The 25,744-nt window shown below is 61.9% G+C and carries 20 protein-coding genes and 1 pseudogene; 10 read left to right on the top strand and 11 right to left on the bottom strand.

Annotated features, from left to right (window positions below; genetic code table 11):
• Positions 1 to 93 precede the first annotated feature (93 nt).
• From recC to ACM6IP_RS16270, 6 genes are all read left to right on the top strand, one after another.
• Positions 94 to 3,543 (top strand): exodeoxyribonuclease V subunit gamma, encoded by a 3,450-nt coding sequence (recC, locus tag ACM6IP_RS16295; protein WP_414861871.1) that lies wholly within the window; start codon positions 94 to 96, stop codon positions 3,541 to 3,543.
• A complete protein-coding gene (gene recB / locus ACM6IP_RS16290; protein ID WP_414861870.1) occupies positions 3,543 to 7,232 on the top strand; it encodes an exodeoxyribonuclease V subunit beta in 3,690 nt (1,229 codons plus the stop codon). Before recC ends, recB begins: the two co-directional genes overlap by 1 nt.
• Complete coding sequence (gene recD / locus ACM6IP_RS16285) at positions 7,229 to 9,331, top strand: exodeoxyribonuclease V subunit alpha (RefSeq protein ID WP_414861869.1); 2,103 nt, start codon at positions 7,229 to 7,231, stop codon at positions 9,329 to 9,331. The genes recB and recD overlap by 4 nt, the downstream gene beginning before the upstream one ends.
• Positions 9,332 to 9,477: 146 nt before the next feature.
• A complete protein-coding gene (locus ACM6IP_RS16280; RefSeq protein ID WP_401131287.1) occupies positions 9,478 to 10,053 on the top strand; it encodes a YfiR family protein in 576 nt (191 codons plus the stop codon).
• On the top strand, positions 10,050 to 11,318 hold the full coding sequence (locus ACM6IP_RS16275; RefSeq protein ID WP_414861868.1) for a diguanylate cyclase domain-containing protein: 1,269 nt from the start codon (positions 10,050 to 10,052) through the stop codon (positions 11,316 to 11,318). Before ACM6IP_RS16280 ends, ACM6IP_RS16275 begins: the two co-directional genes overlap by 4 nt.
• 4 nt (positions 11,319 to 11,322) lie before the next feature.
• Positions 11,323 to 11,826: an OmpA family protein gene (locus ACM6IP_RS16270; protein ID WP_095171300.1), complete on the top strand. Its 504-nt coding sequence runs from the start codon at positions 11,323 to 11,325 to the stop codon at positions 11,824 to 11,826.
• Between the two features lie 801 nt (positions 11,827 to 12,627).
• On the opposite strand, the pseudogene ACM6IP_RS16265 reads toward ACM6IP_RS16270, so the two are convergent.
• The 5 genes and pseudogenes from ACM6IP_RS16265 to ACM6IP_RS16245 all read right to left on the bottom strand — a co-directional run.
• A pseudogene (locus tag ACM6IP_RS16265) lies at positions 12,628 to 13,044 on the bottom strand (polymorphic toxin type 44 domain-containing protein); the annotation flags it as partial.
• Positions 13,045 to 13,070: 26 nt separating this feature from the next.
• Positions 13,071 to 13,499: a hypothetical protein gene (locus ACM6IP_RS16260; protein WP_414861867.1), complete on the bottom strand. Its 429-nt coding sequence runs from the start codon at positions 13,497 to 13,499 to the stop codon at positions 13,071 to 13,073.
• 228 nt (positions 13,500 to 13,727) lie between these two features.
• Positions 13,728 to 14,150 carry a hypothetical protein gene (locus ACM6IP_RS16255; protein ID WP_414861866.1) on the bottom strand — a complete coding sequence of 141 codons (423 nt, stop codon included), beginning with the start codon at positions 14,148 to 14,150 and terminating at the stop codon, positions 13,728 to 13,730.
• Positions 14,128 to 15,249, bottom strand: a complete 1,122-nt coding sequence (locus ACM6IP_RS16250; RefSeq protein WP_414861865.1) for a polymorphic toxin type 44 domain-containing protein — start codon at positions 15,247 to 15,249, stop codon at positions 14,128 to 14,130. Before ACM6IP_RS16250 ends, ACM6IP_RS16255 begins: the two co-directional genes overlap by 23 nt.
• Before the next feature lie 308 nt (positions 15,250 to 15,557).
• The gene (locus ACM6IP_RS16245) at positions 15,558 to 16,505 is read right to left on the bottom strand and encodes a LysR family transcriptional regulator (protein ID WP_414861864.1); all 948 of its coding nucleotides are present in this window, start codon (positions 16,503 to 16,505) and stop codon (positions 15,558 to 15,560) included.
• Between the two features lie 149 nt (positions 16,506 to 16,654).
• On the opposite strand from ACM6IP_RS16245, the gene ACM6IP_RS16240 reads away from it, so the two are divergent.
• Together ACM6IP_RS16240 and mmsB are read left to right on the top strand one after the other, a co-directional pair.
• A complete protein-coding gene (locus ACM6IP_RS16240) occupies positions 16,655 to 18,181 on the top strand; it encodes a CoA-acylating methylmalonate-semialdehyde dehydrogenase (RefSeq protein WP_095171296.1) in 1,527 nt (508 codons plus the stop codon).
• A 13-nt stretch (positions 18,182 to 18,194) separates the two neighbouring features.
• Positions 18,195 to 19,082 (top strand): 3-hydroxyisobutyrate dehydrogenase, encoded by an 888-nt coding sequence (gene mmsB / locus ACM6IP_RS16235; protein ID WP_095171294.1) that lies wholly within the window; start codon positions 18,195 to 18,197, stop codon positions 19,080 to 19,082.
• A gap of 282 nt (positions 19,083 to 19,364) precedes the next feature.
• Here mmsB and ACM6IP_RS16230 read toward each other — a convergent pair whose 3' ends face one another.
• The 3 genes from ACM6IP_RS16230 to ACM6IP_RS16220 form a co-directional block, all read right to left on the bottom strand.
• Entirely contained in the window at positions 19,365 to 19,709 is a 345-nt protein-coding gene (locus ACM6IP_RS16230; protein WP_095171292.1) for a cupin domain-containing protein, read from the bottom strand.
• 104 nt (positions 19,710 to 19,813) lie between these two features.
• Positions 19,814 to 20,185 (bottom strand): MerR family transcriptional regulator, encoded by a 372-nt coding sequence (locus tag ACM6IP_RS16225; RefSeq protein WP_095171290.1) that lies wholly within the window; start codon positions 20,183 to 20,185, stop codon positions 19,814 to 19,816.
• 55 nt (positions 20,186 to 20,240) lie between these two features.
• Complete coding sequence (locus ACM6IP_RS16220; RefSeq protein WP_095171288.1) at positions 20,241 to 20,816, bottom strand: NAD(P)H-dependent oxidoreductase; 576 nt, start codon at positions 20,814 to 20,816, stop codon at positions 20,241 to 20,243.
• 223 nt (positions 20,817 to 21,039) lie between these two features.
• Between ACM6IP_RS16220 and kynB the strand changes: the two genes are divergently transcribed.
• Entirely contained in the window at positions 21,040 to 21,705 is a 666-nt protein-coding gene (gene kynB, locus ACM6IP_RS16215; protein ID WP_401130729.1) for an arylformamidase, read from the top strand.
• Entirely contained in the window at positions 21,702 to 22,556 is an 855-nt protein-coding gene (gene kynA / locus ACM6IP_RS16210) for a tryptophan 2,3-dioxygenase (RefSeq protein WP_095171285.1), read from the top strand. The genes kynB and kynA overlap by 4 nt, the downstream gene beginning before the upstream one ends.
• 78 nt (positions 22,557 to 22,634) lie before the next feature.
• Here the strand turns inward: kynA and ACM6IP_RS16205 are convergent, their stop codons facing one another.
• The 3 genes from ACM6IP_RS16205 to antB form a co-directional block, all read right to left on the bottom strand.
• Positions 22,635 to 24,038 carry an amino acid permease gene (locus ACM6IP_RS16205; RefSeq protein ID WP_159993633.1) on the bottom strand — a complete coding sequence of 468 codons (1,404 nt, stop codon included), beginning with the start codon at positions 24,036 to 24,038 and terminating at the stop codon, positions 22,635 to 22,637.
• A 77-nt stretch (positions 24,039 to 24,115) separates the two neighbouring features.
• Positions 24,116 to 25,138 (bottom strand): anthranilate 1,2-dioxygenase electron transfer component AntC, encoded by a 1,023-nt coding sequence (antC, locus tag ACM6IP_RS16200; RefSeq protein WP_414861863.1) that lies wholly within the window; start codon positions 25,136 to 25,138, stop codon positions 24,116 to 24,118.
• 112 nt (positions 25,139 to 25,250) lie between these two features.
• On the bottom strand, positions 25,251 to 25,742 hold the full coding sequence (gene antB / locus ACM6IP_RS16195; protein ID WP_159993637.1) for an anthranilate 1,2-dioxygenase small subunit: 492 nt from the start codon (positions 25,740 to 25,742) through the stop codon (positions 25,251 to 25,253).
• Positions 25,743 to 25,744 lie beyond the last annotated feature (2 nt).

Here is a 25,744-nt window from a genome sequence, read left to right as displayed (position 1 = left end):
GCGCACCCTACTGTGCCCGTTTCGGGCGGCACCAGGCTGCCACAAAATGCTAAGGTTCGGCCCTGGCTCAGGCACTTATCCAAGGAAGCATTCATGGCGGACGGCTCGCTACTCAGTACTGGTTTTATGGTGGTTCACGGCAACCGCCTGGATGAACTGCGTAGCCTGGTGGTCAGTTGGATGCGGCGTTATCCGCTGGCGCCCCTGGAAAACGAAATCGCCCTGGTGCAGAGCAACGGTATTGCCCAATGGCTGAAGCTGGCATTGGCCGAAGACCCGGAAGAAGACGACATGGGCGGTTGCGGCATTGCCGCAGCCATTGATGTGCAATTGCCCGGCAGCTTCATGTGGCAGTTGTACCGCCTGGTCCTGGGGCGTGCCGAGATTCCCGCCAAGTCCTTGCTGGACAAGGCCCCGCTGACCTGGCGCCTGATGCGCCTGCTGCCCGAACTGATCGATCAGCCACATTTCGAACCGCTGCAGCGCTTCCTGACCCACGACACCGACCTGCGTAAACGCTACCAGTTGGCCGAGCGCCTCGCCGATCTGTTCGACCAGTACCAGGTGTACCGAGCCGACTGGCTGGAAGACTGGGCCGCCGGGCGCCATCAATTACGCAACGGCAGAGGCGAGAGCAAGCCGCTGACCCCCGCCAACTGCTGGCAGGCGGAGTTGTGGCGTGCGCTATTGCTCGACGTCGGAGCGCAAGGCATGGCGCAGAGCCGCGCCGGGGTTCACCAACGTTTCATTGAGACCATCACCCGGCTCGACACCGCGCCTGCCGGCCTGCCGTCCAGGGTGATCGTTTTTGGTATTTCCTCGCTGCCGGCCCAGGCCCTGGAAGCACTCGCCGGGCTGGCCCGTTTCAGCCAGGTGCTGCTCTGCGTGCATAACCCTTGTCGACACCATTGGGCGGACATCGTCGCCGATAAAGACCTGTTAAGGCACCAATACAAGCGTCAGGCGCGCAAGGCCGGGATGCCGGTGGTGCTCGATCCGCAAACCCTGCATCAGCACGCGCACCCGCTGCTGGCGGCGTGGGGCAAGCAAGGCCGCGACTACATCAACCTGCTCGACAGCTATGACGATCCCAACAGCTATCGCTCGGCCTTTCGCGACGGGCGTATCGACCTGTTCAGCGAAAGCCAGCCACTGACCCTGCTCAACCAACTGCAGGACGACATCCTCGAATTGCGTCCGCTGAGCGAAACCCGCGAACTATGGCCAGTCGTGGATCTGGCGCAGGATGAGTCGATCCGTTTTCACATAGCCCACAGCGCGCAACGGGAGGTCGAGATCCTCCATGACCAGTTGCTCGCGCGCTTCAGTGCCGACCCCCAGTTGCGCCCGCGGGATGTGATCGTGATGGTGCCGGATGTCGACAGCTATGCGCCGCACATCAGCGCGGTATTCGGGCAGCTGGAGCGCACTGATCCGCGCTTCATTCCGTTTACCCTCACCGACCAGGGCCAGCGCGGCCGTGATCCGCTGCTGATTGCCGTGGAGCACCTGCTGAAGTTGCCCGACAGCCGTTTCCCGGTCAGCGAAATCCTCGACCTGCTGGACGTGCCCGCCTTGCGCGCGCGATTCGGGGTACAGGAGCGCGACCTGCCGACCCTGCATCGCTGGATCGAAGGCGCCGGGATCCGCTGGGGCATGAGCGCCGAGCAACGCGCCGGCCTCGGCCTGCCCGACGCACTGGAGCAGAACAGTTGGCGCTTCGGCTTACGGCGCATGCTGCTCGGCTACGCGGTGGGCAGTGGCCAGGCCTGCGACGGCATCGAACCCTACGATGAAATCGGCGGCCTGGATGCGGCCTTGATCGGGCCCCTGGTGGCCTTGCTCGATGCCTTGCAGATCGCCCACGATGAACTCAGCCAGGCCGCTTCCCCCGAACAATGGGGTAGCCGGTTGCAAGCGCTGATGCAGCTGTTTTTCCTGGCCAGCAACGAACACGATGACTACCTGCTGGCCCAGCTCCAATTGCTGCGTGAAACCTGGCTGGAGACCTGTGAGTCAGTTGGCCTGCACGATCCGCTGCCCCTGACGGTGGTGCGCGAAGCCTGGTTGGCCGGCCTCGATCAGGGCCGCCTGTCCCAACGCTTCCTCGCCGGTGCGGTGAATTTCTGCACCCTGATGCCGATGCGCGCCATCCCCTTCAAGTTGGTGTGCCTGCTGGGCATGAACGACGGCGACTACCCGCGCGCCCAACCACCGCTGGACTTCGACCTGATGGGCAGCGACTACCGCCCCGGCGATCGTTCACGGCGCGAGGATGACCGTTACCTGCTGCTCGAGGCCTTGCTCTCGGCGCGGGACCAGCTCTACATCAGTTGGGTCGGGCGCAGCATCCGCGACAACAGCGAGCGTCCGGCCTCGGTGCTGATCGGACAGTTGCGTGACCACCTGGCCAATGGCTGGAAGCTCGCGGGCGAGCCAGATGCACTGCTCGAAGCGCTGACCCAGGAACACCCGTTGCAACCCTTCAGCGCCCGTTATTTCCATGAAGGCGATGGGCTCTTCAGCTATGCCCGGGAATGGCAGCTGCTGCACGAGCAGCACGCGGCCCAACCAGCGTCGACACTGCTGGACCCCTACGTGCAAGAAGAGCCGTTGTCCCTGGGCCAGCTCCAGGATTTCCTGCGCAACCCGGTCCGGCACTTTTTCAGCCAGCGCTTGAAAGTGTTTTTCGAAGCCGCCGAAGCGCCGCTGGCTGACGAAGAACCTTTCGTCCTCGATGCCTTGCAGCGCTACAGCCTGAGCGACAGTCTGCTGACCGCCGCCCTCGGCCATCTGGATCAACCCGAGCCCGCGTTGTTGGCCCAGGCCAAGCGCCTGCAGGACAGCGGCTTGCTGCCAATGGCCGGTTTTGGCGAGTGCCTGCAGCGTGAATTGATCGAGCCACTGCCGGACCTGTTGCAGCGTTATCAACACCTGCTGCAGTTGTGGCCTACGCCACTGACCAGCGCCTTGCCCGTATCGCTCAACCTGCAGGGCGTGAGCCTGGAAGGTTGGCTGGGTGGCCTGCATCAGCGCAGCGATGGTGGGTTGCTGACAGTCACCAGCATTCCCAACAGCATCGGATCGCCCAAGACGCGTAAGTGGCATCGCCTGATCCGGCCCTGGGTCAATCACCTGGTGGCCTGTGCCAGCGGCCTGTCGATGACCACCGGGTTGGTCGCCAGTGATGACAGCCTGCTGCTGGACCCGTTGGATCAGCCCCATGCCGAGCAGCTCCTCGGTGAACTGATGCAAGCCTGGCAAGCGGGCATGCGCCAGCCCCTGCCCATCGCGGTCAAGACCGCCTTCGCCTGGCTCGGCCAGACCGACCCGCTCAAGGCGGATGCCGCTGCCCGCAAGGCCTACGAAGGCGATGGCCAAACCTCCGAGGGCGAGCGCCGCGAAAGCCCGGCCCTGGCGCGCCAGTTCCCTGACTATAACGCCCTGCTGGCCGACGAGACCTTTGACGGCTGGTGCGATGCGCTCTACCGGCCATTGCTCGTGGCACCCTGGCGCTCACTGACCGGCGAGGAGTCAAATTGATGACCGCGACATTGCCCCTGGCCCTGGCGTTTCCCCTGCGCGGCAGCCAATTGATCGAAGCCAGCGCCGGCACCGGCAAGACTTTCACCATCTCCGCGCTGTACCTGCGCCTGGTGCTCGGCCACGGTGACGCCGCCAGCGGTTTTGGGCGCGAACTGTTGCCGCCGCAGATCCTCGTCGTGACCTTCACCGACGCGGCCACCAAGGAACTGCGCGAGCGAATCCGCACACGCCTGGCCGAAGCCGCACGGTTTTTCCGCGACGAGACCCCGGCTCCCGACAGCCTGATTGCCGACCTGCGCGCCGAATACCGCTCTGAGCAATGGCCCGCCTGTGCCAACCGCCTGGACATCGCCGCGCAGTGGATGGACGAGGCAGCCGTCTCGACCATCCACAGCTGGTGCCAGCGCATGCTGCGCGAACATGCTTTCGACAGCGGCAGCCTGTTTACCCAATCCCTGGAAACCGACCACAGCGATCTGCTCGGCGAAGTGGTGCGTGACTACTGGCGCCTGTATTGCTATCCCATGCAGGGCGATGCGCTGAACTGGGTCCGTGCCAACTGGGGCGGACCTGCCGCATTGCTCGCGCGGGTTCGCGGCCTATTCGACAGTGAGCGCGACAGCATCGAAGGCGAGTCGCCACAGCAGTTGATCGCCGCCTGCCTTGAGCAGCGGCGCGAGGCCCTGGTGACGCTCAAGGCGCCCTGGCTGGTCTGGGCGCAGGAGCTACGGGACATCTGCCTGCAAGGCGTCGCCAGCAAGGCGGTCGACGGGCGCAAGATGCAAGCGCGCTACTTCGAGCCCTGGTTCGAGAAAATCAGCGCCTGGGCCGAAGATCCAGCCCTCGAGCAACTGGACATTGGCACCGGCTTCATCCGCCTGACACCCGTGGGCATGGCCGAAGCCTGGAAAGGCCAGGCGCCGGACCATCCCGGGCTGGACGCGATGGCCGGCCTGAAGGCCCGGCTCGATGCGCTGCCGACCCCGGACGCCGCCGTGTTGAAGCATGCGGCGCAGTGGGTGGGCGGGCGCTTTGAGGAAGAGAAACGCCGGCGTGCCGAAATGGGCTTCGACGACATGCTGCTGCGCCTGCGCGCAGCGTTGCAGGCCGATGGCGGCGAGCGCCTGGCGACCTTGATCCGTGAGCAGTTCCCGGTTGCCTTGATCGATGAATTCCAGGACACCGACCCGGTGCAGTACCGCATCTTCGAGCGCATCTACCGCATCGAAGACAACGACCCGGAGTGCGGGCTGTTTCTGATCGGTGACCCGAAGCAGGCGATCTACGCCTTCCGTGGCGCCGACATCTACACCTACCTGCGAGCGCGCCAGGCCACCACCGGCCGCCTGCACACCCTGGGTACCAACTTTCGCTCCAGCCACGGCATGGTCGCGGCGGTGAACCACGTGTTCCAGACTGCCGAACTGCGGGAGCAGGGCCGGGGCGCATTTCTGTTTCGCGAGCCCAACGGTGATAACCCGGTACCCTTCGCCCCGGTCGAGTCCCAGGGGCGCAAGGAGTCGTTGCAGATCGACGGCCAGGCCGTGCCGGCGCTGAACCTCTGGCACCTGCCCAGCGAACAGGCGCTATCGGGGGTGATCTATCGCCAGCAACTGGCCGCGGCCTGCGCCAGTCAAATCACCGCGTTGCTCAATGGCGGCCAGCAGGGGCGGGCGGGTTTTGTCCGCGACAACCAGGCCTTCAGGGGCTTGTTGCCGGCCGACATCGCGATCCTGGTGCGCGACGGCAAGGAAGCCCAAGCGGTGCGCCATGAGTTATCGGTGCGCGGCGTGCGCAGCGTCTATCTCTCGGACAAGGACTCGGTGTTCGCCGCCCAGGAAGCCCATGACCTGCTGAGCTGGCTCAAGGCGTGCGCCGAACCGGATGTCGAGCGCCCGCTGCGGGCGGCCCTGGCCAGCACCACCTTGAACCTGTCGCTGAGCGAACTGGAGCGCCTGAACCAGGACGAGCTGGCCTGGGAAACTCGGGTCATGCAGTTCCGCCAATATCGCGAGGTCTGGCGCAAGCAGGGCGTGTTGCCGATGCTACGGCGCCTGCTCCACGACTTCCAGTTGCCGCAAGTGCTGATCGCCCGCAGTGATGGCGAGCGGGTGCTGACCAACCTGCTGCACCTTTCGGAACTGTTGCAACAGGCCGCCGCCGAACTCGACGGCGAGCAGGCACTGATCCGTCACCTGTCCGAGCACCTGGCGTTGTCCGGGCAGGCGGGTGAGGAACAGATTCTGCGCCTGGAAAGCGACGAGCAACTGGTCAAGGTGGTGACCATCCACAAGTCCAAGGGCCTGGAGTACCCGCTGGTGTTCCTGCCCTTCATCTGCTCGGCCAAGCCGGTGGATGGCAGTCGCTTGCCGTTGCACTACCACGATGAGCGCGGCAAACCCCAGGTCACCCTGAACCCGACGCCCGAGCTGATCGCCCTGGCCGACCATGAACGCCTGGCCGAAGACCTGCGCCTGCTCTATGTGGCCCTGACCCGGGCCCAGCATGCGTGCTGGCTGGGTGTCGCCGACCTCAAGCGTGGCAACAGCAACAGCTCGGTATTGCACCTGTCGGCCCTGGGCTATGTGCTCGGCGGCGGTGCTGCGCTGGCGCAGTCCAGTGGCCTGTCCGCCTGGCTGCATGCGTTGGAGCAAGGGTGTGCGGCGTTGCAGCATCAGCCGATGCCCGCCGCCAGCGACGAGCAGTACCAGCCGCCGCGCAACGCAGCACGGTTGCTGGCAGCGCTGAGTCCCAAGCGCAAGGCCGCGGAAAACTGGTGGATCGCCTCCTACAGTGGGCTGCGCATTGGCGACAGCCTTGCTGCCGCCAGCGAGGAAGCCCCGGAAAGTGCCCAGGCGCAAAAACTGTTCGATGACGAACGCCTCGACCCCGATGCCCCCCGTGAAGTGCAGGCCAGTGGCGGCGATATCCATCGCTTCCCGCGTGGGCCCAACCCGGGCACCTTCCTCCACGGCCTGCTGGAGTGGGCCGGTGACGAGGGATTCAGTGCCGACCCGCAGGCGATCGACGACGCCATTGCCCGGCGCTGCAACCGTCGCGGCTGGCAGGGCTGGATCGTCACGCTGAGCGACTGGCTGCAGCACTTGCTGCAGGTCCCGCTGCGCCTGGGCGCCGAGCAACCGCCGGTAGTCCTCGGAAACCTGCGCGAATACCGGGTCGAGATGGAGTTCTGGTTCGCCAGCCATAAAGTCGATGTGCTCAAGCTCGACGAACTGGTGCGCCAATACACCCACGGCGGCGTCGCCCGGGTGGGTGCCGAGTCGATGCTGCTCAACGGCATGTTCAAGGGCTTTATCGACCTGACCTTCGAGCACGCCGGGCGCTACTACGTGGCCGACTACAAATCCAACTGGCTGGGCAGCGACGATTCGGCCTACACCGAGCAGGCAATGGAGCAGTCGATTCTCGACCATCGCTACGACCTGCAATACGTGCTGTACCTGCTGGCCCTGCATCGCCAACTCAAGGCGCGCCTCGCCGACTACGACTACGACCGGCACATGGGCGGCGCCCTGTACCTGTTTTTGCGCGGTACCCGGGCGGCGAGCCAGGGCGCCTATTTCGCCCGCCCGCCGCGCGAGCTGATCGAACGCCTGGACCGCTTGTTCCAGGGCAAACCAGAAGCCAAGCCTGAACCGGCCTGGGAGCAGGGTGTATTGCTATGAACCGTTCCTTTGCCGACCTGTTACCCACGCCGCTGACGGCCGAGAGCCTGGCGCAACTCCAGCCCCTGAGCAGCGCCGGCGATTTGTTGCTGCTGCTGGAGCGTTGGGTCGAGCGCGGCTGGCTGCGCGCGCTGGACAAAGCCTTCGTGGCCTTCCTTCACGAGCGGGCGCCGCAAGACGATCCACTGGTGCTGCTGGCGGCGACCTTGACCAGTCACCAACTGGGGCATGGTCACGTCTGCCTTGACCTGTTCGAGACCCTCAAAGCGCCGGACTTCGCCCTGTCCTTGCCACCGGAAGGCGACGTGCAGACTGGCGCCCAGTTGTTGCCCTCGCAATTGCTCGAAGGCCTGGACGGCGCGCACTGGTGCAAGGTGCTGGCCTCCAGCCCGTTGGTGGCGCTGGCCGCCGATGGACGTGAAGAAACCCTGCAGCGCCCGTTGGTGCTGTCCGGCAAACGCCTGTACTTGCGCCGCTACTGGGCCTACGAACGGCGCATCGACCAGGCGCTGCGCCAGCGCCTGGTCGCCGCCGAACCGACCCCGGTCGACCTGCCCGAGCGCCTGGGCGGGCTGTTCGGCCAGGCGCGCGCCGGTGCGCCGATCGACTGGCAGAAGCTCGCCTGTGCCCTGGCCACCCGCAGTGCCTTCAGCATCATCACCGGCGGGCCGGGCACCGGCAAGACCACCACCGTGGTGCGCTTGCTGGCGTTGCTCCAGGCGCCTGCCGTGGAGGCGGGCAAGCCGCTGCGCATTCGCCTTGCGGCTCCGACGGGCAAGGCAGCCGCGCGCCTCACCGAGTCCATCAGCCAACAGGTACGCAGCCTGCAGGTCGCCGACGCGGTGCGGGACAAGATCCCCGCTGACGTAACCACGGTCCACCGCCTGCTGGGCAGCCGTCCCGGCACTCGGCACTTTCGCCATCACGCTGGCAATCGCCTGCCGCTGGACGTGCTGGTGGTGGATGAGGCGTCGATGATCGATCTGGAAATGATGGCCAATCTGCTCGACGCCTTGCCGCTCCATGCCCGCCTGGTGCTGCTGGGCGACAAGGACCAACTGGCGTCGGTGGAAGCCGGTGCCGTGCTGGGCGACCTGTGCCGGGATGCCGAAGCTGGCTGGTACAGCCCGCAGACCCGGGCCTGGCTGGAGACGGTCAGCGCTGAGGACCTGGGCAGCAGCGGCTTGCAGGAAGACCTCGACGCCAGCCACCCGCTGGCGCAACAAGTGGTGATGTTGCGTCACTCGCGGCGCTTTGGCGAAGGCAGTGGCATCGGCCAACTGGCGCGCTGGGTCAACCAGCAGCAGGCCGAGGAGGCGCGCAAGCTACTGGCGGCCTGCAGTCACGCCGACCTGTTTGTCCTGGCGCTCAAGGGCGAGCAGGACCGGGCCCTGGAGCGCCTGTTGCTGGAAGGTCACGGTGACGGGCCGCAGGGTTACCGGCATTACCTGAGCCTGTTGCGCAACCAGCGCCCCAGCCCGGACGCCTTGCCTGAGGATCAGGTGTGGACGGATTGGGCGCGGCAGGTGTTGCAGGCCTTCGATGCGTTCCAGCTGCTGTGCGCGGTGCGCAAGGGCCCCTGGGGCGTCGAAGGACTCAATCAGCGCATCACCGCGGCGCTGCTCAAGGCCCGGCTGATCGACAGCGACCAGCAGTGGTACGAAGGTCGTCCGGTGCTGATGACCCGCAACGACTACGGCCTGGGCCTGATGAACGGCGACATCGGCATCGCCCTCAAATTGCCTGAGCGCGATGCCCTGCCTGGCGGCAAGCAGGTGCTGCGCGTGGCCTTTGCCCGCAACGACGGGCAGGGCGGGGTACGGTTCGTGTTGCCCAGTCGGCTCAACGATGTAGAGACCGTCTACGCCATGACCGTGCACAAATCCCAGGGCTCGGAATTCGCCCACACCGCGCTGATCCTGCCGGACGCCCTCAACCCGGTGCTGACCAAGGAACTGATCTACACCGGCATCACCCGAGCCAAGGATTGGTTCAGCCTGATCGAGTCGCGCAGCGGGGTGTTTGAAGAGGCGGTCAAGCGCAAGGTCAAGCGCTTGAGCGGGCTGATGCTGGAATTGGCGGACGCCAGCGATAGGTGACCGATCGGTCAGCTTCCTCAGCGTCACGCCAGTGCTGCAACAAACGGCATAGCCCCGCGGTCTGGCAGGCGGGGCGTCCTCGCCGGGGTATCGGCGCTGTGCTATCGTTGCGGCATCATTTTGTCGAAATCAACGAGAATCCCCGCATGAAGCTGGCTGTCTGGACGACAGAATCCATGATGAGCTGCAAGCGCTTGGTGCTGGCTGGGATTCTCTGTCTGTTCAGCGTGCAACTGTTCGCCGAAAGCCGATTGCCGGCCAGCATGGCCGACCAGCGCGCCCGCTCGGTGACCCAGGTGGTGCTGGGGATTCTCAGCTACGCCCGCTGGCCGGTCGAACCCGACAAATTGCGCCTGTGCCTCCTCGGCCCTACCCAATACACCGACGACCTGGTCAAGGGCACCACCCAGGCCACCGGCCGTCCGGTGTTGGTGCGCCGACTGTTGGCGAGCTACCCGGCTATCGCCACTGAATGTGATGCGGTCTATATCGGCGAACTGAGCGCCGAGGAACGCAGTGGCTTGTTCACCTCGTTGATCGGGCACCCGGTGCTGAGCATCAGCGAGGCCGACGAGCATTGCGCGGTGGGCAGCCTGTTTTGCTTGCGAGTCAGCGACCAGCAAGTGTCGTTCGAGGTCAACCTCGACTCGGTGGCGCGCAGCGGCGTGCGCATTCACCCCAGCGTATTGCAACTCTCGCGTCGCAAGTCGGTAGCGCCATGAACCTGTTCAACCGAGACGGGCGTCCGACCCTGCGTTCAGTCATTGGCCGTGGCAACCTGATCGTGGCGCTGGTCGGGGTGGCCATGACCAGCTTGTCCCTGACAGTGCTCGGTGTGCTGGCGTTGCGGGTGTATGCCGATCACAACCTGCACCTGATCGCCCGCTCCATCAATTACACCGTGGAAGCGGCGGTGGTGTTCAACGACAAGGCCGCCGCCAACGAAGCGCTGGCCTTGATCGCCTCCACCGAAGAAGTGGCCGACGCGCAGGTGTTCGATGCCCAGGGCCAGTTGTTGGCCCGCTGGCAGCGTGGTGAGCACGGGCTGGTCTCGGCATTGGAAGCACAGATCGCCCGCAGCGTACTGGAAGAGCCGATCCTCATGCCCATCGTCCATCAGGACCGGGAAGTCGGCAGCATCCTGATCATCGGCCATGGCGGCAGCCTGATGCGCTTCCTGCTCAGCGGCCTGGCGGGGATTATCCTGTGCAGCGCCCTCAGCGCCTGGGTTGCGTTGTTCCTCGCGCGGCGCCAACTCAAGGGCATCACCGGGCCGTTGCGCAGCCTGGCGCGAGTGGCGCACGCGGCCCGCAGCGAGCGCGCCTTTGACCAGCGCGTGCCGCCGGCGCGCATCGCCGAACTGGACAGCCTGGGCAACGACTTCAATGCCTTGCTCGACGAACTGGAGTCCTGGCAGACCCACCTGCAGAGCGAAAACGAAAGCCTGGCGCACCAGGCCAATCACGACAGCCTCACCGGGTTGCCCAACCGGGCCTTCTTCGAAGGACGGCTGGCGCGGGCCGTGCGCAGTGCCAGCAAGTACAACGAACGAGTGGCCGTGCTGTTTCTCGACAGCGATCGGTTCAAGGGCATCAACGACAACTACGGGCACGCGGCCGGCGATGCGGTGCTGGTAGCGGTGGCCACCCGGGTACGTGCGCAACTGCGCGAAGAAGACCTGGTGGCGCGGCTCGGTGGCGATGAGTTTGCTGTGCTGCTGACCCCTCTGCACAAGATCGAAGATGCCGAGCGCATTGCCGGCAAGATCATCGCCAGCATGGCACTGCCGGTGCAGTTGCCTGATGGCTCCTCGGTCCAGACCTCGCTGAGTGTCGGGATCGCGCTTTACCCGGATCATGGTGCCACCCCTGGCACCTTGTTACATGCCGCCGACGCGGCGATGTACCAGGCCAAACGCCTCTCCCGAGGCGGGCAATACACGGCACGGTCGGAGCACCTTGCCGCCAATCTTAAAACCAGGAGCTAACCTCGTGTTCTCAGTTACCCAGCGTTCCCTTCGATTCTTCACCCTGACCCTGTTCATGGCCCTGCTGGCCTTGACCGGGTGCCAGACGGCGCCGCAAAAGGGCCTGACCCCCGCGCAAATCGCCGTGCTCAAACAGCAGGGGTTCGAACTGACTGACGAAGGCTGGGCGTTTGGCTTGTCGGGCAAGGTGCTGTTCGGCAGCGACGTGGAAAGCCTCAACGCGCAGAGCACGGAAATTGTCGAGCGCATCGGCAAGGCGCTACTGGGAGTTGGCATCGACCGCGTGCGAGTCGACGGCCACACCGATGCCTCCGGCAAGGAAGCCTACAACCAGCAACTGTCCATGCGCCGCGCCAAGAGCGTGCGCAACGTACTGACCCGCGTCGGCATGCGTGAAGAAAACGTCCAACTGCGCGGCCTCGGCAGCAGCGTACCGGTAGCCTCAAACAAAACCGCCAGCGGCCGCACCGAAAACCGCCGCGTGGCCATCGTGGTCAGCGCCGACTAATCGGTAAAGAAGATCTGGTGGAGCCGCAGCAGTACATCGAGTACTTCAAGGAACTCAGGTGACCCAATGAATACAGGGGCTAACCGCTATGAGCATCCTTGAAGTTCGAGTTGTGGTTACAAACCTCGCTGTTCCCTGAAACCGAGCACGAGGCTCGTCCACCATCGCCGCGTGAACTCCTCTGCGTATTTGCCATACTTGCTCAGAGTCGGAAAGGGTCAGATTCGCCTTTGCGCGGCTTCAAGCGAGCAATAACATCAGGGGACGTTTTTATAGGATGCTTTCGGAAAAGACCTCCGGTCATGCCCACATATCCGTAATGGATGTTTGATCAGATGTCATAGAAATTTTCGTACCGTCCTTGTTTGTGCCAAATCCCGCTTCCCCTGATTCTAGAAAATATCGCCTTATGGTTTCGCTGTATCCGTGGTGCATTGCCTCAAGCGATCTGTATCCGTGCCACTGCCTTCACTTCTATCAATATCGCCGTTCGCATCAAGGTAAATGTGAGTCGTTGGCCATTTTGGGGTGATGTTGACGCAATGGTTACGAGTCCTATCACCCCACCAATAGAACTCCATAAAGAAGTCTTCATCTGGGAATATGTGTCCATAGTCCAACGACGTTTCGCCGGGATACAGCCATCCGCGACCACTTCTGTAAATCCTGTTCTGCGTATTCCAGACGGCTCCGAGTTTTTCTGATGCCTCCTTTGAATATTGGATGGTTACCCTTGGGGTTGCGATATACCAGAATGCAAACGGCGAGAGCAGCAGAAGTACGGTAAAGATTATCCTGCGTCTAATTGGTTTCACATTTGTGCACACGTACACCATCTCCCCATTCTATTGGCGAGACTGACAACACTTTGTCCATAACCATTTTGATTGTGATGCCTCCTCTTGGTTGCTCCTTGTAGAGCTGTACACCTATGCCAATCGATATCCGGTCGGGAGCATCATCCCAAGCCCGTAGCCCTTCAACATCCCCTGAGCGTTGTGGGCCGGGAAGTGGTTTTTCCGGCGTTTGCTGAGTCAGTAGTTCTTTAAATTTTTCTCCCGACTTACGGAGGGAGTCCGAGACAATTTGCTCAAGCTCCGCACCATCAGAAAGCACACTTTCTGAAAGACCACCGGCCATACCTACATATCCATAATGGATATTCGACCAAGTATCGTCGAAGTAATCGTACCGTCCTCGTTTGTGAAAGATCCCGCCTACCCCTGATTTTAGAAAATATCGCCTTATGATTTCGCTGTATCCGTGGTGCACTGCTTAAAGCGATCCGTATCCGTATCCGTATCCGTATCCGTGCCGCTGCCTTCGCTGATATCAATGTTGCCGCTACGGTCTAAATGGATTTCAGTCGTAGGCCACTTGGGTGTGATGCTAATACAGTGGCTGCCACCTTTATCGCTCCACCAGTCAAACATCATGAAAAACCTGTTGTTGGGGAAGATATGTCCAACATCACCAGTTGTCTTTCCGGGGAGCAGATCGCCTCGAACGATTGTGTGCTGTGTATTTAGGACGTAACTGATATTTTCGATGCCGTCCTTTGAGTAGTAAATGACGACGCGTGGCATCGCTATATACCAGCATGCAATAAGAGCGAAGATTGACAGTGCAATCCCCCGACCGATGTTTAGCTGTCTTTTCTCACTTGCAGGCATGCCGTTTAACCCCTTTGCCCCATTCGGCTATTGGCACCGCAACACCTTGTCCAAGATTATTTTTGCGGTCACGCCGTGCAGGTCTTGTCCTATACTGTTGGCACTTGCTCGTATCATGATTCAACCCCCAATCGATGTCGCGAGGTCGTCGGCAAACACAACGGCATGATCAATTTTGGCTATGTGGACCCGCTGGACGCAGACGGAATAGGCCCGGAAAATATCGAATTACGGTTTTGCCCAATCTCCTTTGCATTGATCTAAACGTTCCTCATCTGTACCGAATGTTTTCACCGTGTCGATGTTGCCATTCAAGTCGAGATAGATATTAGTGTTCGGCCATTTTGGGGTGATACTGACGCAATGGCGGCGCCCCTTGTCGCTCCACCAATTAAAGTGCATGAAAAAGTCTTCGTCTGGAAATATAAATCCCTTATCAGACGTCCCGCCTCCAGGACGCATTTGACCTTTGTAAATCCGATGTTGCACGTTCCAGATGTACTTAAGCTCTTCCTTGGCGTTTTCGGCGTAGTGAACGGTTACAGTCGGCTCAAAAAAGGTCTGGACTACAAAAAACACTATGGGTAGCAATGGAATGTATAACAACCATGCACACCCAGAGGGCCCCTTATCCGCATGTGTGGTCGTCAATCCCAGCTCCCCAGTTCTCCGGTTCTACCGCCAGCACTTCGTCCATAACCATCTTCGCTGTTATCCCGCCGCTTGGGTGCAGGTTGGCGAGCTTCACGCCAATACTGATTGATACCCTATCAGCTATGTCGTCCCATGATCTCAATTCAGTCCATGGACTGGCTGAAGGATGAGGGCCGGTAAGTTTCCAATCCGCTTTGGGCTTTTCCAGCATCTCATCGGTCTTCCTAGCGGAGTCCGATACAACTTGCTCAGCCCCGGCACCGTCCAGCAATACACTTTCAGAAAGTCCGCCAATGACTCCGACATATCCATAATGGATATTCGACCAGATGTCATAGAAATACATGTGCTTCCCTTGCTTGTACCAGATGGTGCCATTAAACAGCTTTTTCAGTTTGGGCTTGTGATCCCACTCTTGATTTTGCCCCACTTTCTTAGTCCAGATCACAAAGGCCGCTGCTTTCCTTGCTTGTGCAATATTGCTGAAATTCGGTGGCCCCGCCAGCTTTGCATACCAAGGCAGTTCAGAAAATCTCTTCGCTTCCACTTCGGGATCGTAGTCAATGAGCTTTCTCATCTCCAACACAGCCGGGTCGTAGATATTGCGATTCATCTCGCCAGCAATGTATCTGGCCAGTTCTTCCATCTGGTCGGGATGATTACACGTGGCGGAATTCGCGCTCGGCATGCTTGGAAAGGCAGCGGTATCATCTACTGACTTCGGATCAACCCAATTGGAGTTTGTCGCCGCTGGGTTGTCAGAATAGCTTGCCGCTGGGTTGGATGCCCTAGTTGGTTGCGCTGCAGCACTTGTTCGCAACGGCGCTATCAGGCGGTTGCGACCCGTGGGGCAACCGCAGTGGATTCTTGAACCATCCAGCGCCGTAGCAACTCCCATCCACTTCATGGCGGGTAGGCTTTCGACAATTACGCCCTTTTCGCCGCATAGCGGGCAGGGGGTGGTTTTATCCCCAAGGCGCAAGACACCTCGACCCCCTTGTGTCGCATTGGGAAGGCTGCTGATACATATCGCGCCAGTAGTGGTTACATCACCGTGCAGACCTTGTCCTAAACCGTTGACACTTGCCCGTATCATGATTCAACCCTCAATCGATGTCGGGAGGTCTTGTCACCTATTCCAATGTCGCGCCCTGTAACCATCGTGTGTCCCTACTTGCTGTATTTGAATGCGGCAGGACGCTACCTCATATGGCCATGGCGTGGCTGTAGGATGGTTCTCTAAGTTCATGAGGAATTTTCAATTGTTGCTCTGAAGGGGTGACTCTAGTGAGAGGGGCAATGCGGGCGTCGAGGTGTTACAAGCAGGGTATCAAGCACTGTTTCAAAGTCTTGGCAAAGACCTGCTGACCTCATGATGCCAGGACTTGATTCCTTGAAGATCTGTCAGTCCGCAAACAGCGTCTCGCGACTGTCGCCCATCAGCAGGCCCTGATTTCGTTCGGTCACGTTACGGATGTAATCCCAGAGCAGGGTGATCCGCTTGAGCTTGCGCAAGTCCTCGCGGCAGTACATCCAGAACTGCCGGGTGATGTTGATTTCTGCCGGTAGCACCGGCAGCAGCCGTGCATCCTGGGCTGCCAGGAAGCACGGCAGGATCGCCAGCGAGCGGCCTTGCTGGGCGGCGACGAATTGGGCGATCACGCTGGTGCTGCGCAGGTTGGCGCTGGCGCCGGGCAGGACGTTGGCCAGGTACAGCAGCTCCGAGCTGAAGGCCAGGTCGTCGACATAACTGATGAACTGATGCTGGGCCAGGTCCGCCGGGCGGCGGATGGGCGGGTGTTGGTCGAGGTAGTCCTGGGTCGCGTACAGCTGCAGGCGGTAGTCGCAGAGTTTGCAGCAGACATACGGCCCGTGTTCCGGACGCTCAAGAGCAATGACGATGTCCGCTTCGCGCTTGGACAGGCTGATGAAGTGCGGCAGCGGCAGGATGTCCACCGAGATCGCCGGGTAGGCATCGACGAAGTGGCTCAACTGCGGCGTGATGAAAAAGCTGCCGAAGCCTTCGGTACAGCCCATGCGCACATGCCCGGACAACGCCACCCCCGAACCTGACACCTGCTCGCACGCCATGTGCAGGGTGCTTTCTATCGACTCGGCATAGCCCAGTAGACGCTGGCCCTCGGCGGTGAGGACAAAGCCGTTGGTCCGCGACTTCTCGAACAGCAGGGTGCCCAGGGCGCCTTCCAGCGAACTGATGCGCCGCGACACCGTGGTGTAATCCACGGCCAGGCGTTTGGCGGCCGTGCTGGCCTTGCGGGTACGGGCCACCTCGAGGAAAAACTTCAAGTCATCCCAGTTCAGGGAGCCCAGCGATGTGATGTTTTTTTGCATGTTGGACCGGCTTTTATGTGCGTTCTTATTAGAAGTTTGCACATCTATACTCCAAAAACAGTCCGCCCACCACGTCGCGGTCCACGCCTCATCTCAAGGCGGCTTGTTCGCCTTGGCTCCCAGCATAACTATAAGTCCCGGAGACCAGCATGAACGCATCCCTCACGCCCAACGAAACCACCGTGCAAACGGCCAAGCTGTTGATCGACGGTCAATGGGTCGAGTCCAAGACCACCGAATGGCACGACATCGTCAATCCGGCGACCCAGCAAGTGCTGGCCAAGGTGCCGTTTGCCACCGCTGAAGAAGTCAACGCTGCCATTGACGCCGCCCATCGTGCGTTCCAGACCTGGAAGCTGACCCCGATCGGCGCGCGGATGCGCATCATGCTCAAGCTCCAGGCCTTGATTCGCGAGCACTCCAAGCGCATCGCCGTGGTCCTCAGTGCCGAGCAGGGCAAAACCATCGCCGACGCTGAAGGCGACATTTTCCGTGGCCTGGAAGTGGTCGAGCACGCCTGCTCCATCGGCACCCTGCAAATGGGCGAGTTTGCCGAGAACGTCGCCGGCGGCGTCGACACCTATACCCTGCGCCAGCCTATCGGTGTGTGCGCTGGCATCACCCCATTCAACTTCCCGGCGATGATCCCACTGTGGATGTTCCCGATGGCCATCGCCTGCGGCAACACCTTCGTGCTCAAGCCGTCCGAACAGGACCCGCTGTCGACCTTGCTGCTGGTGGAACTGGCGATCGAAGCCGGCGTACCGGCCGGTGTGCTCAACGTGGTGCACGGCGGTAAAGACGTGGTGGATGCGCTGTGCACCCACAAGGACATCAAGGCGGTGTCCTTCGTCGGTTCGACCGCGGTCGGCACCCACGTCTACGACCTGGCCGGCAAGCACGGCAAACGCGTGCAATCGATGATGGGCGCCAAGAACCACGCCGTGGTACTGCCGGATGCCAACCGCGAGCAAACCCTCAACGCCCTGGTCGGTGCCGGTTTCGGTGCGGCCGGGCAACGCTGCATGGCCACCTCGGTAGTGGTCCTGGTAGGTGCGGCCAAGCAATGGCTGCCGGACCTCAAGGCGCTGGCGCAAAAACTCAAGGTCAATGCCGGCAGTGAGCCAGGCACCGATGTCGGCCCGGTGATCTCCAAGCGCGCCAAGGCACGGATCCTCGACCTGATCGAAAGCGGTATCAAGGAAGGCGCCAAGCTGGAACTCGATGGTCGCGAGATTAGCGTCCCGGGCTTCGAGCAAGGCAACTTCGTCGGTCCGACCCTGTTCTCCGGGGTGACCACCGACATGCAGATCTACACCCAGGAAATCTTCGGCCCGGTGCTGGTGGTGCTCGAAGTCGACACCCTTGACCAGGCGATCGCCATGGTCAACGCCAACCCGTTCGGCAACGGTACCGGCCTGTTCACCCAGAGCGGGGCGGCGGCGCGCAAGTTCCAGAGCGAAATCGACGTCGGCCAGGTGGGTATCAACATCCCGATCCCGGTACCAGTGCCGTTCTTCAGCTTCACCGGTTCCCGTGGCTCCAAGCTCGGCGACCTGGGCCCGTATGGCAAGCAAGTGGTGCAGTTCTACACTCAGACCAAGACCGTCACCAGCCGCTGGTTTGATGACAACAGCGTCAACGACGGTGTGAACACCACGATCAACCTGCGCTAAGGAGCCCGACATCATGAAGATTGCGTTTATTGGTCTGGGCAACATGGGCGCGCCGATGGCGCGCAACCTGATCAAGGCCGGCCATTCGTTGAACCTGGTCGACCTGAACAAGGCGGTGCTGGCCGAGCTGGAGCAACTGGGCGGGCACATCAGCGCCACGGCCCGTGAAGCCGCGCAGGGTGCCGAACTGGTAATCACCATGCTGCCGGCCGCGGTGCATGTGCGCAGCGTCTGGCTGGGTGAAGACGGCGTACTGGCGGGGATCGGCAAAGGGGTCCCGGCGGTGGACTGCAGCACCATCGACCCGCAGACCGCCCGCGATGTCGCCGCAGCGGCAGCCAAGCAGGGCGTAACCATGGCTGACGCACCGGTGTCCGGTGGCACCGGTGGTGCGGCGGCCGGCACCCTGACCTTCATGGTCGGCGCTACGGTGGAGCTGTTCGCCACCCTGCAACCGGTGCTGGCGCAGATGGGCCGCAACATCGTGCACTGCGGTGAAGTCGGCACCGGGCAGATCGCCAAGATCTGCAACAACCTGCTGCTGGGCATTTCCATGGTTGGTGTCAGTGAAGCCATGGCCCTGGGCGACGCGCTGGGGATCGACACCGGCGTGCTGGCGGGAATCATCAACAGCTCGACCGGCCGTTGCTGGAGTTCGGAGATGTACAACCCTTGGCCTGGGGTGGTGGAAACCGCGCCGGCTTCGCGTGGCTACACCGGTGGTTTTGGTGCCGAACTGATGCTCAAGGACCTCGGACTGGCCACCGAAGCAGCACGCCAGGCGCATCAGCCTGTGGTAATGGGCGCGGTAGCCCAGCAGCTGTACCAGGCCATGAGCCTGCGCGGTGAAGGTGGCCAGGATTTCTCGGCCATCATCAACAGCTACCGCAAGCCGCAGTAAAACAGGCACTGCCACACACACAACAGCCTGTGGGTCCGGGCTTGCCAGGGATGGTGGTGTGTCAGTGGCCGTAAATGCTGGCTGTGCCGGCCCCATCGCGGGCAAGCCCGCACCCACATTGGATCTGTGGTACACACAGATCCCGCATACGCATAAAAACCTGTGGGAGCGGGCTTGCCCGCGAAGAGGCCGGCACAGTCAATATCAACGTTGACGGTGCTGGCGCATTCGCGGGCAAGCCCGCTCCCACAGTGGTTTTGCACCCATTACCGGATGCAATACTCAGGCAAACACGAAGTACTTGCGCACAGTCTCCACCACTTCCCAGGTGCCTTTCATCCCCGGCTCGACCACAAAGATGTCACCCGCACGCAGATGGATCGGCGCCATGCCGTCCGGGGTGATCACGCAGTAGCCTTCCTGGAAATGGCAGTACTCCCACTTCACATAGTCGACTCGCCATTTGCCTGGCGTGCAGATCCAGGTGCCCATGATCTTGCTGCCATCCTCGCTGGTGTAGGCGTTGAGGTTGACGGTGTGCGGGTCGCCTTCGAGCTTTTCCCATTTGCAGGCGTCGAGCACTGGCAACGGGTGGGTATCACGAAGGACGGTAATGGGTTGGGACATGCTGACTCCGAGCGTTGGGCAGGAATGAAGTCCCACCCTATAGCGCCCGGCGCAGGCTCAGTTGTCTGTGCTCGACACTCAGCTGTCCAGAAACGCGCGGGGCCTCAGACCCGCTCCAGTGTGCACTGGTCCTGCACCTGGGCCAGGCTGGCCTGCAACGCGCTCAATTGCTGGTGTTGGCGGGTCAGTTGCTTGATGGTGTCGGTCAGTTGCCGCTTCTTGTCCGTGATCGCCTGGTGCGCCAGGTTCCAGGGCGGAGTCTGGCCACGGTGCGGCTCGAACATCGCCTGCATTTCCTTGAGCTTGAAACCCAGTTGCTGGGCGCACTTGATGAAGCTCAGCAACTCGACGCTCTGCTGGTCGTAGATGCGGTACTTGCCCTGGCGCTGGGCAGGCGGCAGCAGGCCGATGTCTTCGTAGTGACGAATGCTCTTGATGGTGGTGCCGGACAGTTTCGCCGCTTTACCGATGTACATGAAAAGTCCCTTTTTCGTGGATGTCCCGGATAACGCGGCGGATTATCCCTGAGACTTACCCCTGAGCGATAGCCTTGGCGCGTGCCAGCCAGGTCTGGCGCTGACGTGCGGTCGAGTTCAGCAGCGGGCCGAAGGTCAGGGTGGTGCGCGGGCGGATGCCGCAGAACGCCAGGGTGGTCTTGCGCACCTGGTGCAACCCGGGCATGCGATACACCCAGCGGTAGTACCAGGGCGGGGTGTCCATGGTCACCAACAGATCGGCGGTGCGCCCCTGCAGCAGCTTTTGTGGAAAGGCTTTGCCCGGGCGGTACTTGAAGGCAAAGCCGGGAAGCAGCACCCGGTCGAAAAAGCCCTTGAGCAACGCGGGAATGGCTCCCCACCAGATCGGGTAGACCAGTGTCAGGTGCTCGGCCCAAGTGATGTCCTCCTGGGCCTTGAGCAGGTCGGCTTCCAGTGGCTGGACCTGCTGGTAGCCTTCGCGCAGGATCGGGTCGAAACTCAAGGTGCCCAGGCGCAGCTCGCGCACTTGATGCCCGGCCTCCCGGGCTGCCTGCACGTAGTGATCGGCGAGGGCGCCGCAGAAACTCTGGCTCGAAGGATGGCCGAGAATCACCAGTATCCGTTTGCTCATGTGCTTACCCCGCGATAGTCGAGGCGCGAGGATAAAGTCGACCCCACGGGGGAGAGTCAAGGGGCGCGGCGAATGCTGCTGGCGTAGCGTGAAATATCTATCGGCTAAACGGTGATTTTTTAGCATTAAGTGCGAAACATTTGCTGAATGCCGAAGTTTTTCGCAAGAAAGTTCAGGGGTTTCGCTCGTATCATTCACGCGTGAGCAAGCCGAGATTTGAACAATGAAAAAAACACCATCCTGGTGGGACATCAGCCCACCCTTGAGCACCGCGACGCCCACCTGGCCGGGTGATACACCCTTCCAGGAAGAGCGGGTCTGGACGTTCGGTCCCGAGTGCCCGGTCAACGTCGGGCGCATTACCCTGTCGCCGCACACCGGCGCCCACGTCGACGCGCCCCTGCATTACAGCCCGGACGGTGCGCCCATCGGCGAGGTGTCGCTGGAGGTCTACATGGGCCCGTGCCGCGTCCTGCATTGCCTGGACAGCGGCGCCCTGGTGCAGCCCGAGCAGCTTGCCGGGCGCTTGCAGCAGTTGCCTGAGCGGGTGCTGTTGCGCACCTACCGCCAGGTACCGCTGGCCACCTGGGACCCGGACTTCACTGCCGTGGCCAAGGACACCGTGGACCTGCTGGCCAGCCTCGGCGTGCGCCTGATCGGTATCGATACACCGTCCCTCGACCCGCAACAATCCAAGACCATGGACGCGCACAACGCCGTCGCTCGCCATGGCATGGCGATCCTCGAAGGGATCGTCCTCGATGACGTGCCGGAAGGTGACTACGAGCTGATCGCCTTGCCGCTGCGCTTTGCCAATCTTGACGCCAGCCCGGTCCGGGCGATTTTGCGTCCGCTGAATACATCGCCACTTGAGGAGCCTGCGCAATGAGCCAATGTCCCTATTCCCCGGGCAACCAGACAGACGAATGGCATAACGCCGAGCTGAATTTTTCCGACTCCATGAGCTACGGCGACTACCTGGACCTGGGGCGGATTCTCAGCGCCCAGCACCCGTTGTCGCCGGACCATAACGAAATGCTGTTCATCATCCAGCACCAGACATCCGAGCTGTGGATGAAACTGATGCTGCACGAACTCAAGGCGGCCCGTGAACACGTGCGCCTGGGCGAGCTGCCACCAGCGTTCAAGATGCTGGCGCGGGTGTCGCGGATCTTCGACCAACTGGTGCATGCCTGGACCGTGCTGGCGACCATGACCCCCACCGAATACCACGCGATCCGGCCATTTCTCGGGCAGTCGTCGGGCTTCCAGTCGTTCCAGTACCGCGAGATCGAATTCATCCTCGGCAACAAGAGCGCCACCCTGTTGCGCCCCCATGCCCACCGTCCGGAACTGCTGGCCGAACTGCAGCAGTCGCTGGCCACGCCATCGCTGTACGACGAGGCGATTCGCCTGATGGTCAGCGCCGGCCTGGCGATCGACCCGCAGCGCCTGACCTGCGACCCAACCCAGCCAACCGCCCATGACGCCTCGGTCGAAGCCGCCTGGCGAGTGGTCTACAAGAACCCGACGCAATACTGGGACCTGTACCAGTTGGCCGAGAAATTCATCGACCTCGAAGACTCGTTCCGCCAGTGGCGCTTCCGCCATGTGACCACGGTCGAGCGGATCATCGGCTTCCAGCCAGGCACCGGCGGCACCGAAGGCGTGGGTTACCTGCGCAAGATGCTCGACACCGTGCTGTTCCCTGAACTGTGGCGCGTACGCTCCACCCTCTGAACACAGGGATTGTGGTTTACGCAGACAGTAAAAAGCCCCGGCATTCAGCGAATGCCGGGGCTTTTTACTGGCTGACGGTTATCGCGCGACCGACAGCGCTCGTGTGCGGGCAACCCGCATGCGGTAGGCCACGTACAGGATCGCGACCCAGACCGGAATCGCGAACACCGACGCCCGTATGCCCGGGATCGCCAGCATCACGCAGACGATCATGAGCATGAAGGCCAGGCACAGATAGTTGGTGTAGGGCGACCAGAATGCCTTGAAGCCCGGGACGATGCCTTTGAGGTGCATGGCCTTGCGGAACTTCAAGTGCGTCAGGCTGATCAGCGCCCAGTTGATCATCAGCGAAGCAACTACCAGGGCCATCAACAGCTCCAGCGCACCGTGGGGTGCCACGTAGTTGACCACCACGCACAGCAGGGTGACCAGCGCCGAAACGCTCAACGCCAGCAGTGGCACGCCTTGCTTGGTCAGCTTCATCAACTGCTTGGGTGCATCGCCCTGTTCGGCCAGGCCGTAGAGCATGCGGCTGTTGCAGTAGACGCCGCTGTTATACACCGAGAGCGCCGCGGTCAGGACCACGAAGTTGAGGATCTGCGCCGCCGTGTCGCTGCCGATCAAGGCAAAGATCTGCACGAACGGGCTGCCGCTGTAGGCATCGCCGGAAGCGCCGAGGGTCTGCAACAGTTGGTCCCAAGGGTACAGCGAGAGCAGCACGGTGAGTGCGCCGACGTAGAAGATCAGCACCCGGTAAACCACCTGGTTGATCGCCTTGGGAATCACTTTGCGCGGCTCGCTGGCCTCGGCAGCGGTGATGCCCACCAGCTCCAGGCCACCGAAGGAGAACATGATGAACGCCATCGCCATCAGCAGGCCGGTGGTGCCATTGGGGAAGAACCCGCCGTGTTCCCACAGGTTGCTCACCGAGGCCTGCGGGCCGCCGGTACCACTGAACAGCATGTAGCAACCGAGGGCGATCATGCCGATGATGGCCACGACCTTGATGATCGCGAACCAGAACTCCATCTCGCCGAACACTTTGACGTTCATGGTGTTGATCAGGTTGACCAGCACAAAGAACACCGCCGCGCTGACCCAGGTCGGCACCTGCGGCCACCAGAACTGGATGTACTTGCCGACGGCGGTCAGCTCCGCCATGCCCACCAGCACGTACAGCACCCAGTAGTTCCAGCCGGACAGGAAACCGGCAAACCCGCCCCAGTAATTGTGGGCGAAGTGGCTGAAAGAACCGGCGACCGGTTCCTCGACAATCATCTCGCCGAGCTGGCGCATGATCAGGAAAGCGATGAACCCGGCAATCGCATAGCCGAGAATCATCGAGGGGCCCGCTGACTTGAGTACACCTGCGGAGCCGAGGAACAACCCTGTGCCAATGGCACCACCCAAGGCGATCAGCTGGATATGTCTGTTCTTCAGCCCTCGCTTGAGTGTGCCCTGTTGCTGTATTTCATCCGCCATCTGGTTACCTTCTAGTTGTTTTGGTCCGGCTGTGTTGCACCCCGACAGCTTATTCAATTACCGCCCGTTTGTGAGCGTCAGACGTTGCTTTCGGTGAACTTTTCGTAATAAAGCTGCACCTTTTCCAGGCTTTGCGCCGCCAGCCAGGTCTTGATCGACTCGACCATCGGCGGTGGTCCGCAGACGTACATGTCGGCGGCGCTGTCGCGCCATTGGCTGGCATCGAAGTGCTCGGCGATGTAGCCGCGCTTGCCGGTCCAGGCTGGCGTGGGTTCGCTGACCACCTCGGTGTAGCGAAATCCCGGCAGGTGCTGGGCGTAGGCCCGGATGCGCGCGGCCTCGCACAGATCGGCTGCATCGCGCACCCCGTAGTACAGGTGCACCGGCTGATCACAACCGCGTGCGGCCATTTCGTCGAGCATCCCCAGCAGCGCCGACAAACCGGTGCCGCCGGCCACCAGCACCAGTGGCCGGGTGATGTGGCGCAGGTAAAACGCCCCCAGTGGCGCTTCCAGTTCGATGCGATCGCCGACCTGGCAACGCTGGCGGATGTAGTTGCTCATGGCGCCGTCCGGCAGCAGGCGAATCAGGAATTGCAGCTGATTGCTGGCGTCGGGGCGGTTGGCGAACGAGTAGGAACGTTTGCTGCTGGTGCCGGGAATCAGCAGCCGCGCGTATTGCCCCGGGAGGAAGTCCAGCAGCGGTGCGCTGGGCTCCAGCGCCAGGTGCAGGATCGCGGTGCTGGCCGAAACCTGGGTGACCTGGCTGACGGTGCCGCTGAGCTGGCCCGGCCCGGCGGCGTTGCACAGGCTGGACGCGAAGTCGAAGTAGAAGGCGGCATCGGACTTCACCCGGGTCTGGCAGGTGAGCATCTTGCGCTGTTGCAGGTCCAGGCTGGAGAGGGCTTCCTCGTCCACATAGTCCTGGCTGTAATCGCCGGATTCACAGCGACCCTGGCACGTGCCACAGACCCCTTCGCGGCAATCCAGGGGAATCTTGATGCCATTGCGCAGCGCGGCATCGAGCAGTATTTCGTTGGCCTGCACGGGAAAGAACAGGGTCTTGCCGTCGGCAAAGCTGAACGCGACCTTATGGTTCATTCACAACTCCAAAAAAGCCGTAGCAGCTGTCGAGCCCGCGAGGCTGCGTTGCGTGTCCGCAGGACCGCCCTTGGGGATTGGCGCGCCTCGTGGGCTCGGCAGCTGCTACAGGTCACAAGTGGTAGAAGTCGAGCACCGAGTTGATGGTGTCGTTGAGCAGCAGCACGTGCTTGCGGGTGATCAGCCAGCTGTCGTTGTGCGGCGTCAGGCGATAAGTGGCATTGCCATAAAACTGCTCGGAAGTGGCCAGGCGGTAGAACAGGGTGTGCCAGTTCAGGCGCACCTCCAGTTCGCCCTGGGGCAGCTCACTGATCCGCACGTTATTGATCAGGTGCAGGGTGCGCGGCATGGGCGTGGCCGAGGCGGCCTTGCCGGTGCGCAGGCGAAACACCCGGTCTTCCAGGCCAGAACGGTTGGCGTAGTAGATCAGCGACATCTCGCGCTTGGGGTCCTGGGTGTAGACGTGCTCGGAGTCCCATTGCGGCAGGTGGAACTCGCTCTGCTCAGCGAACAGCTGGAGGTAGGCGTCCCAGTCCTTGGCGTCGCACAACTCGGACTTACGGTAGAAAAACTGCTCGATCTGATACTGCAATTGCGCATTCATGG

Origin of the sequence: Pseudomonas sp. IT-P176 (genome assembly GCF_949767245.1) — a bacterium.
Taxonomy (GTDB): domain Bacteria; phylum Pseudomonadota; class Gammaproteobacteria; order Pseudomonadales; family Pseudomonadaceae; genus Aquipseudomonas.
The sequence above is the reverse complement of the archived record's forward strand: the minus strand, read 5'-3'. Positions and strand labels throughout refer to the sequence as shown.

Coding starts and splice junctions, on each gene's coding strand:
- recC (WP_414861871.1), top strand. CDS start 94: ATGGCGGACGGCTCGCTACTCAGTACTGGTTTTATGGTGGTTCACGGC.
- recB (WP_414861870.1), top strand. CDS start 3,543: ATGACCGCGACATTGCCCCTGGCCCTGGCGTTTCCCCTGCGCGGCAGC.
- recD (WP_414861869.1), top strand. CDS start 7,229: ATGAACCGTTCCTTTGCCGACCTGTTACCCACGCCGCTGACGGCCGAG.
- ACM6IP_RS16280 (WP_401131287.1), top strand. CDS start 9,478: ATGAAGCTGGCTGTCTGGACGACAGAATCCATGATGAGCTGCAAGCGC.
- ACM6IP_RS16275 (WP_414861868.1), top strand. CDS start 10,050: ATGAACCTGTTCAACCGAGACGGGCGTCCGACCCTGCGTTCAGTCATT.
- ACM6IP_RS16260 (WP_414861867.1), bottom strand. CDS start 13,499: ATGCCTGCAAGTGAGAAAAGACAGCTAAACATCGGTCGGGGGATTGCA.
- ACM6IP_RS16250 (WP_414861865.1), bottom strand. CDS start 15,249: ATGATACGGGCAAGTGTCAACGGTTTAGGACAAGGTCTGCACGGTGAT.
- ACM6IP_RS16245 (WP_414861864.1), bottom strand. CDS start 16,505: ATGCAAAAAAACATCACATCGCTGGGCTCCCTGAACTGGGATGACTTG.
- ACM6IP_RS16240 (WP_095171296.1), top strand. CDS start 16,655: ATGAACGCATCCCTCACGCCCAACGAAACCACCGTGCAAACGGCCAAG.
- mmsB (WP_095171294.1), top strand. CDS start 18,195: ATGAAGATTGCGTTTATTGGTCTGGGCAACATGGGCGCGCCGATGGCG.
- ACM6IP_RS16230 (WP_095171292.1), bottom strand. CDS start 19,709: ATGTCCCAACCCATTACCGTCCTTCGTGATACCCACCCGTTGCCAGTG.
- ACM6IP_RS16225 (WP_095171290.1), bottom strand. CDS start 20,185: ATGTACATCGGTAAAGCGGCGAAACTGTCCGGCACCACCATCAAGAGC.
- ACM6IP_RS16220 (WP_095171288.1), bottom strand. CDS start 20,816: ATGAGCAAACGGATACTGGTGATTCTCGGCCATCCTTCGAGCCAGAGT.
- kynB (WP_401130729.1), top strand. CDS start 21,040: ATGAAAAAAACACCATCCTGGTGGGACATCAGCCCACCCTTGAGCACC.
- kynA (WP_095171285.1), top strand. CDS start 21,702: ATGAGCCAATGTCCCTATTCCCCGGGCAACCAGACAGACGAATGGCAT.
- ACM6IP_RS16205 (WP_159993633.1), bottom strand. CDS start 24,038: ATGGCGGATGAAATACAGCAACAGGGCACACTCAAGCGAGGGCTGAAG.
- antC (WP_414861863.1), bottom strand. CDS start 25,138: ATGAACCATAAGGTCGCGTTCAGCTTTGCCGACGGCAAGACCCTGTTC.
- antB (WP_159993637.1), bottom strand. CDS start 25,742: ATGAATGCGCAATTGCAGTATCAGATCGAGCAGTTTTTCTACCGTAAG.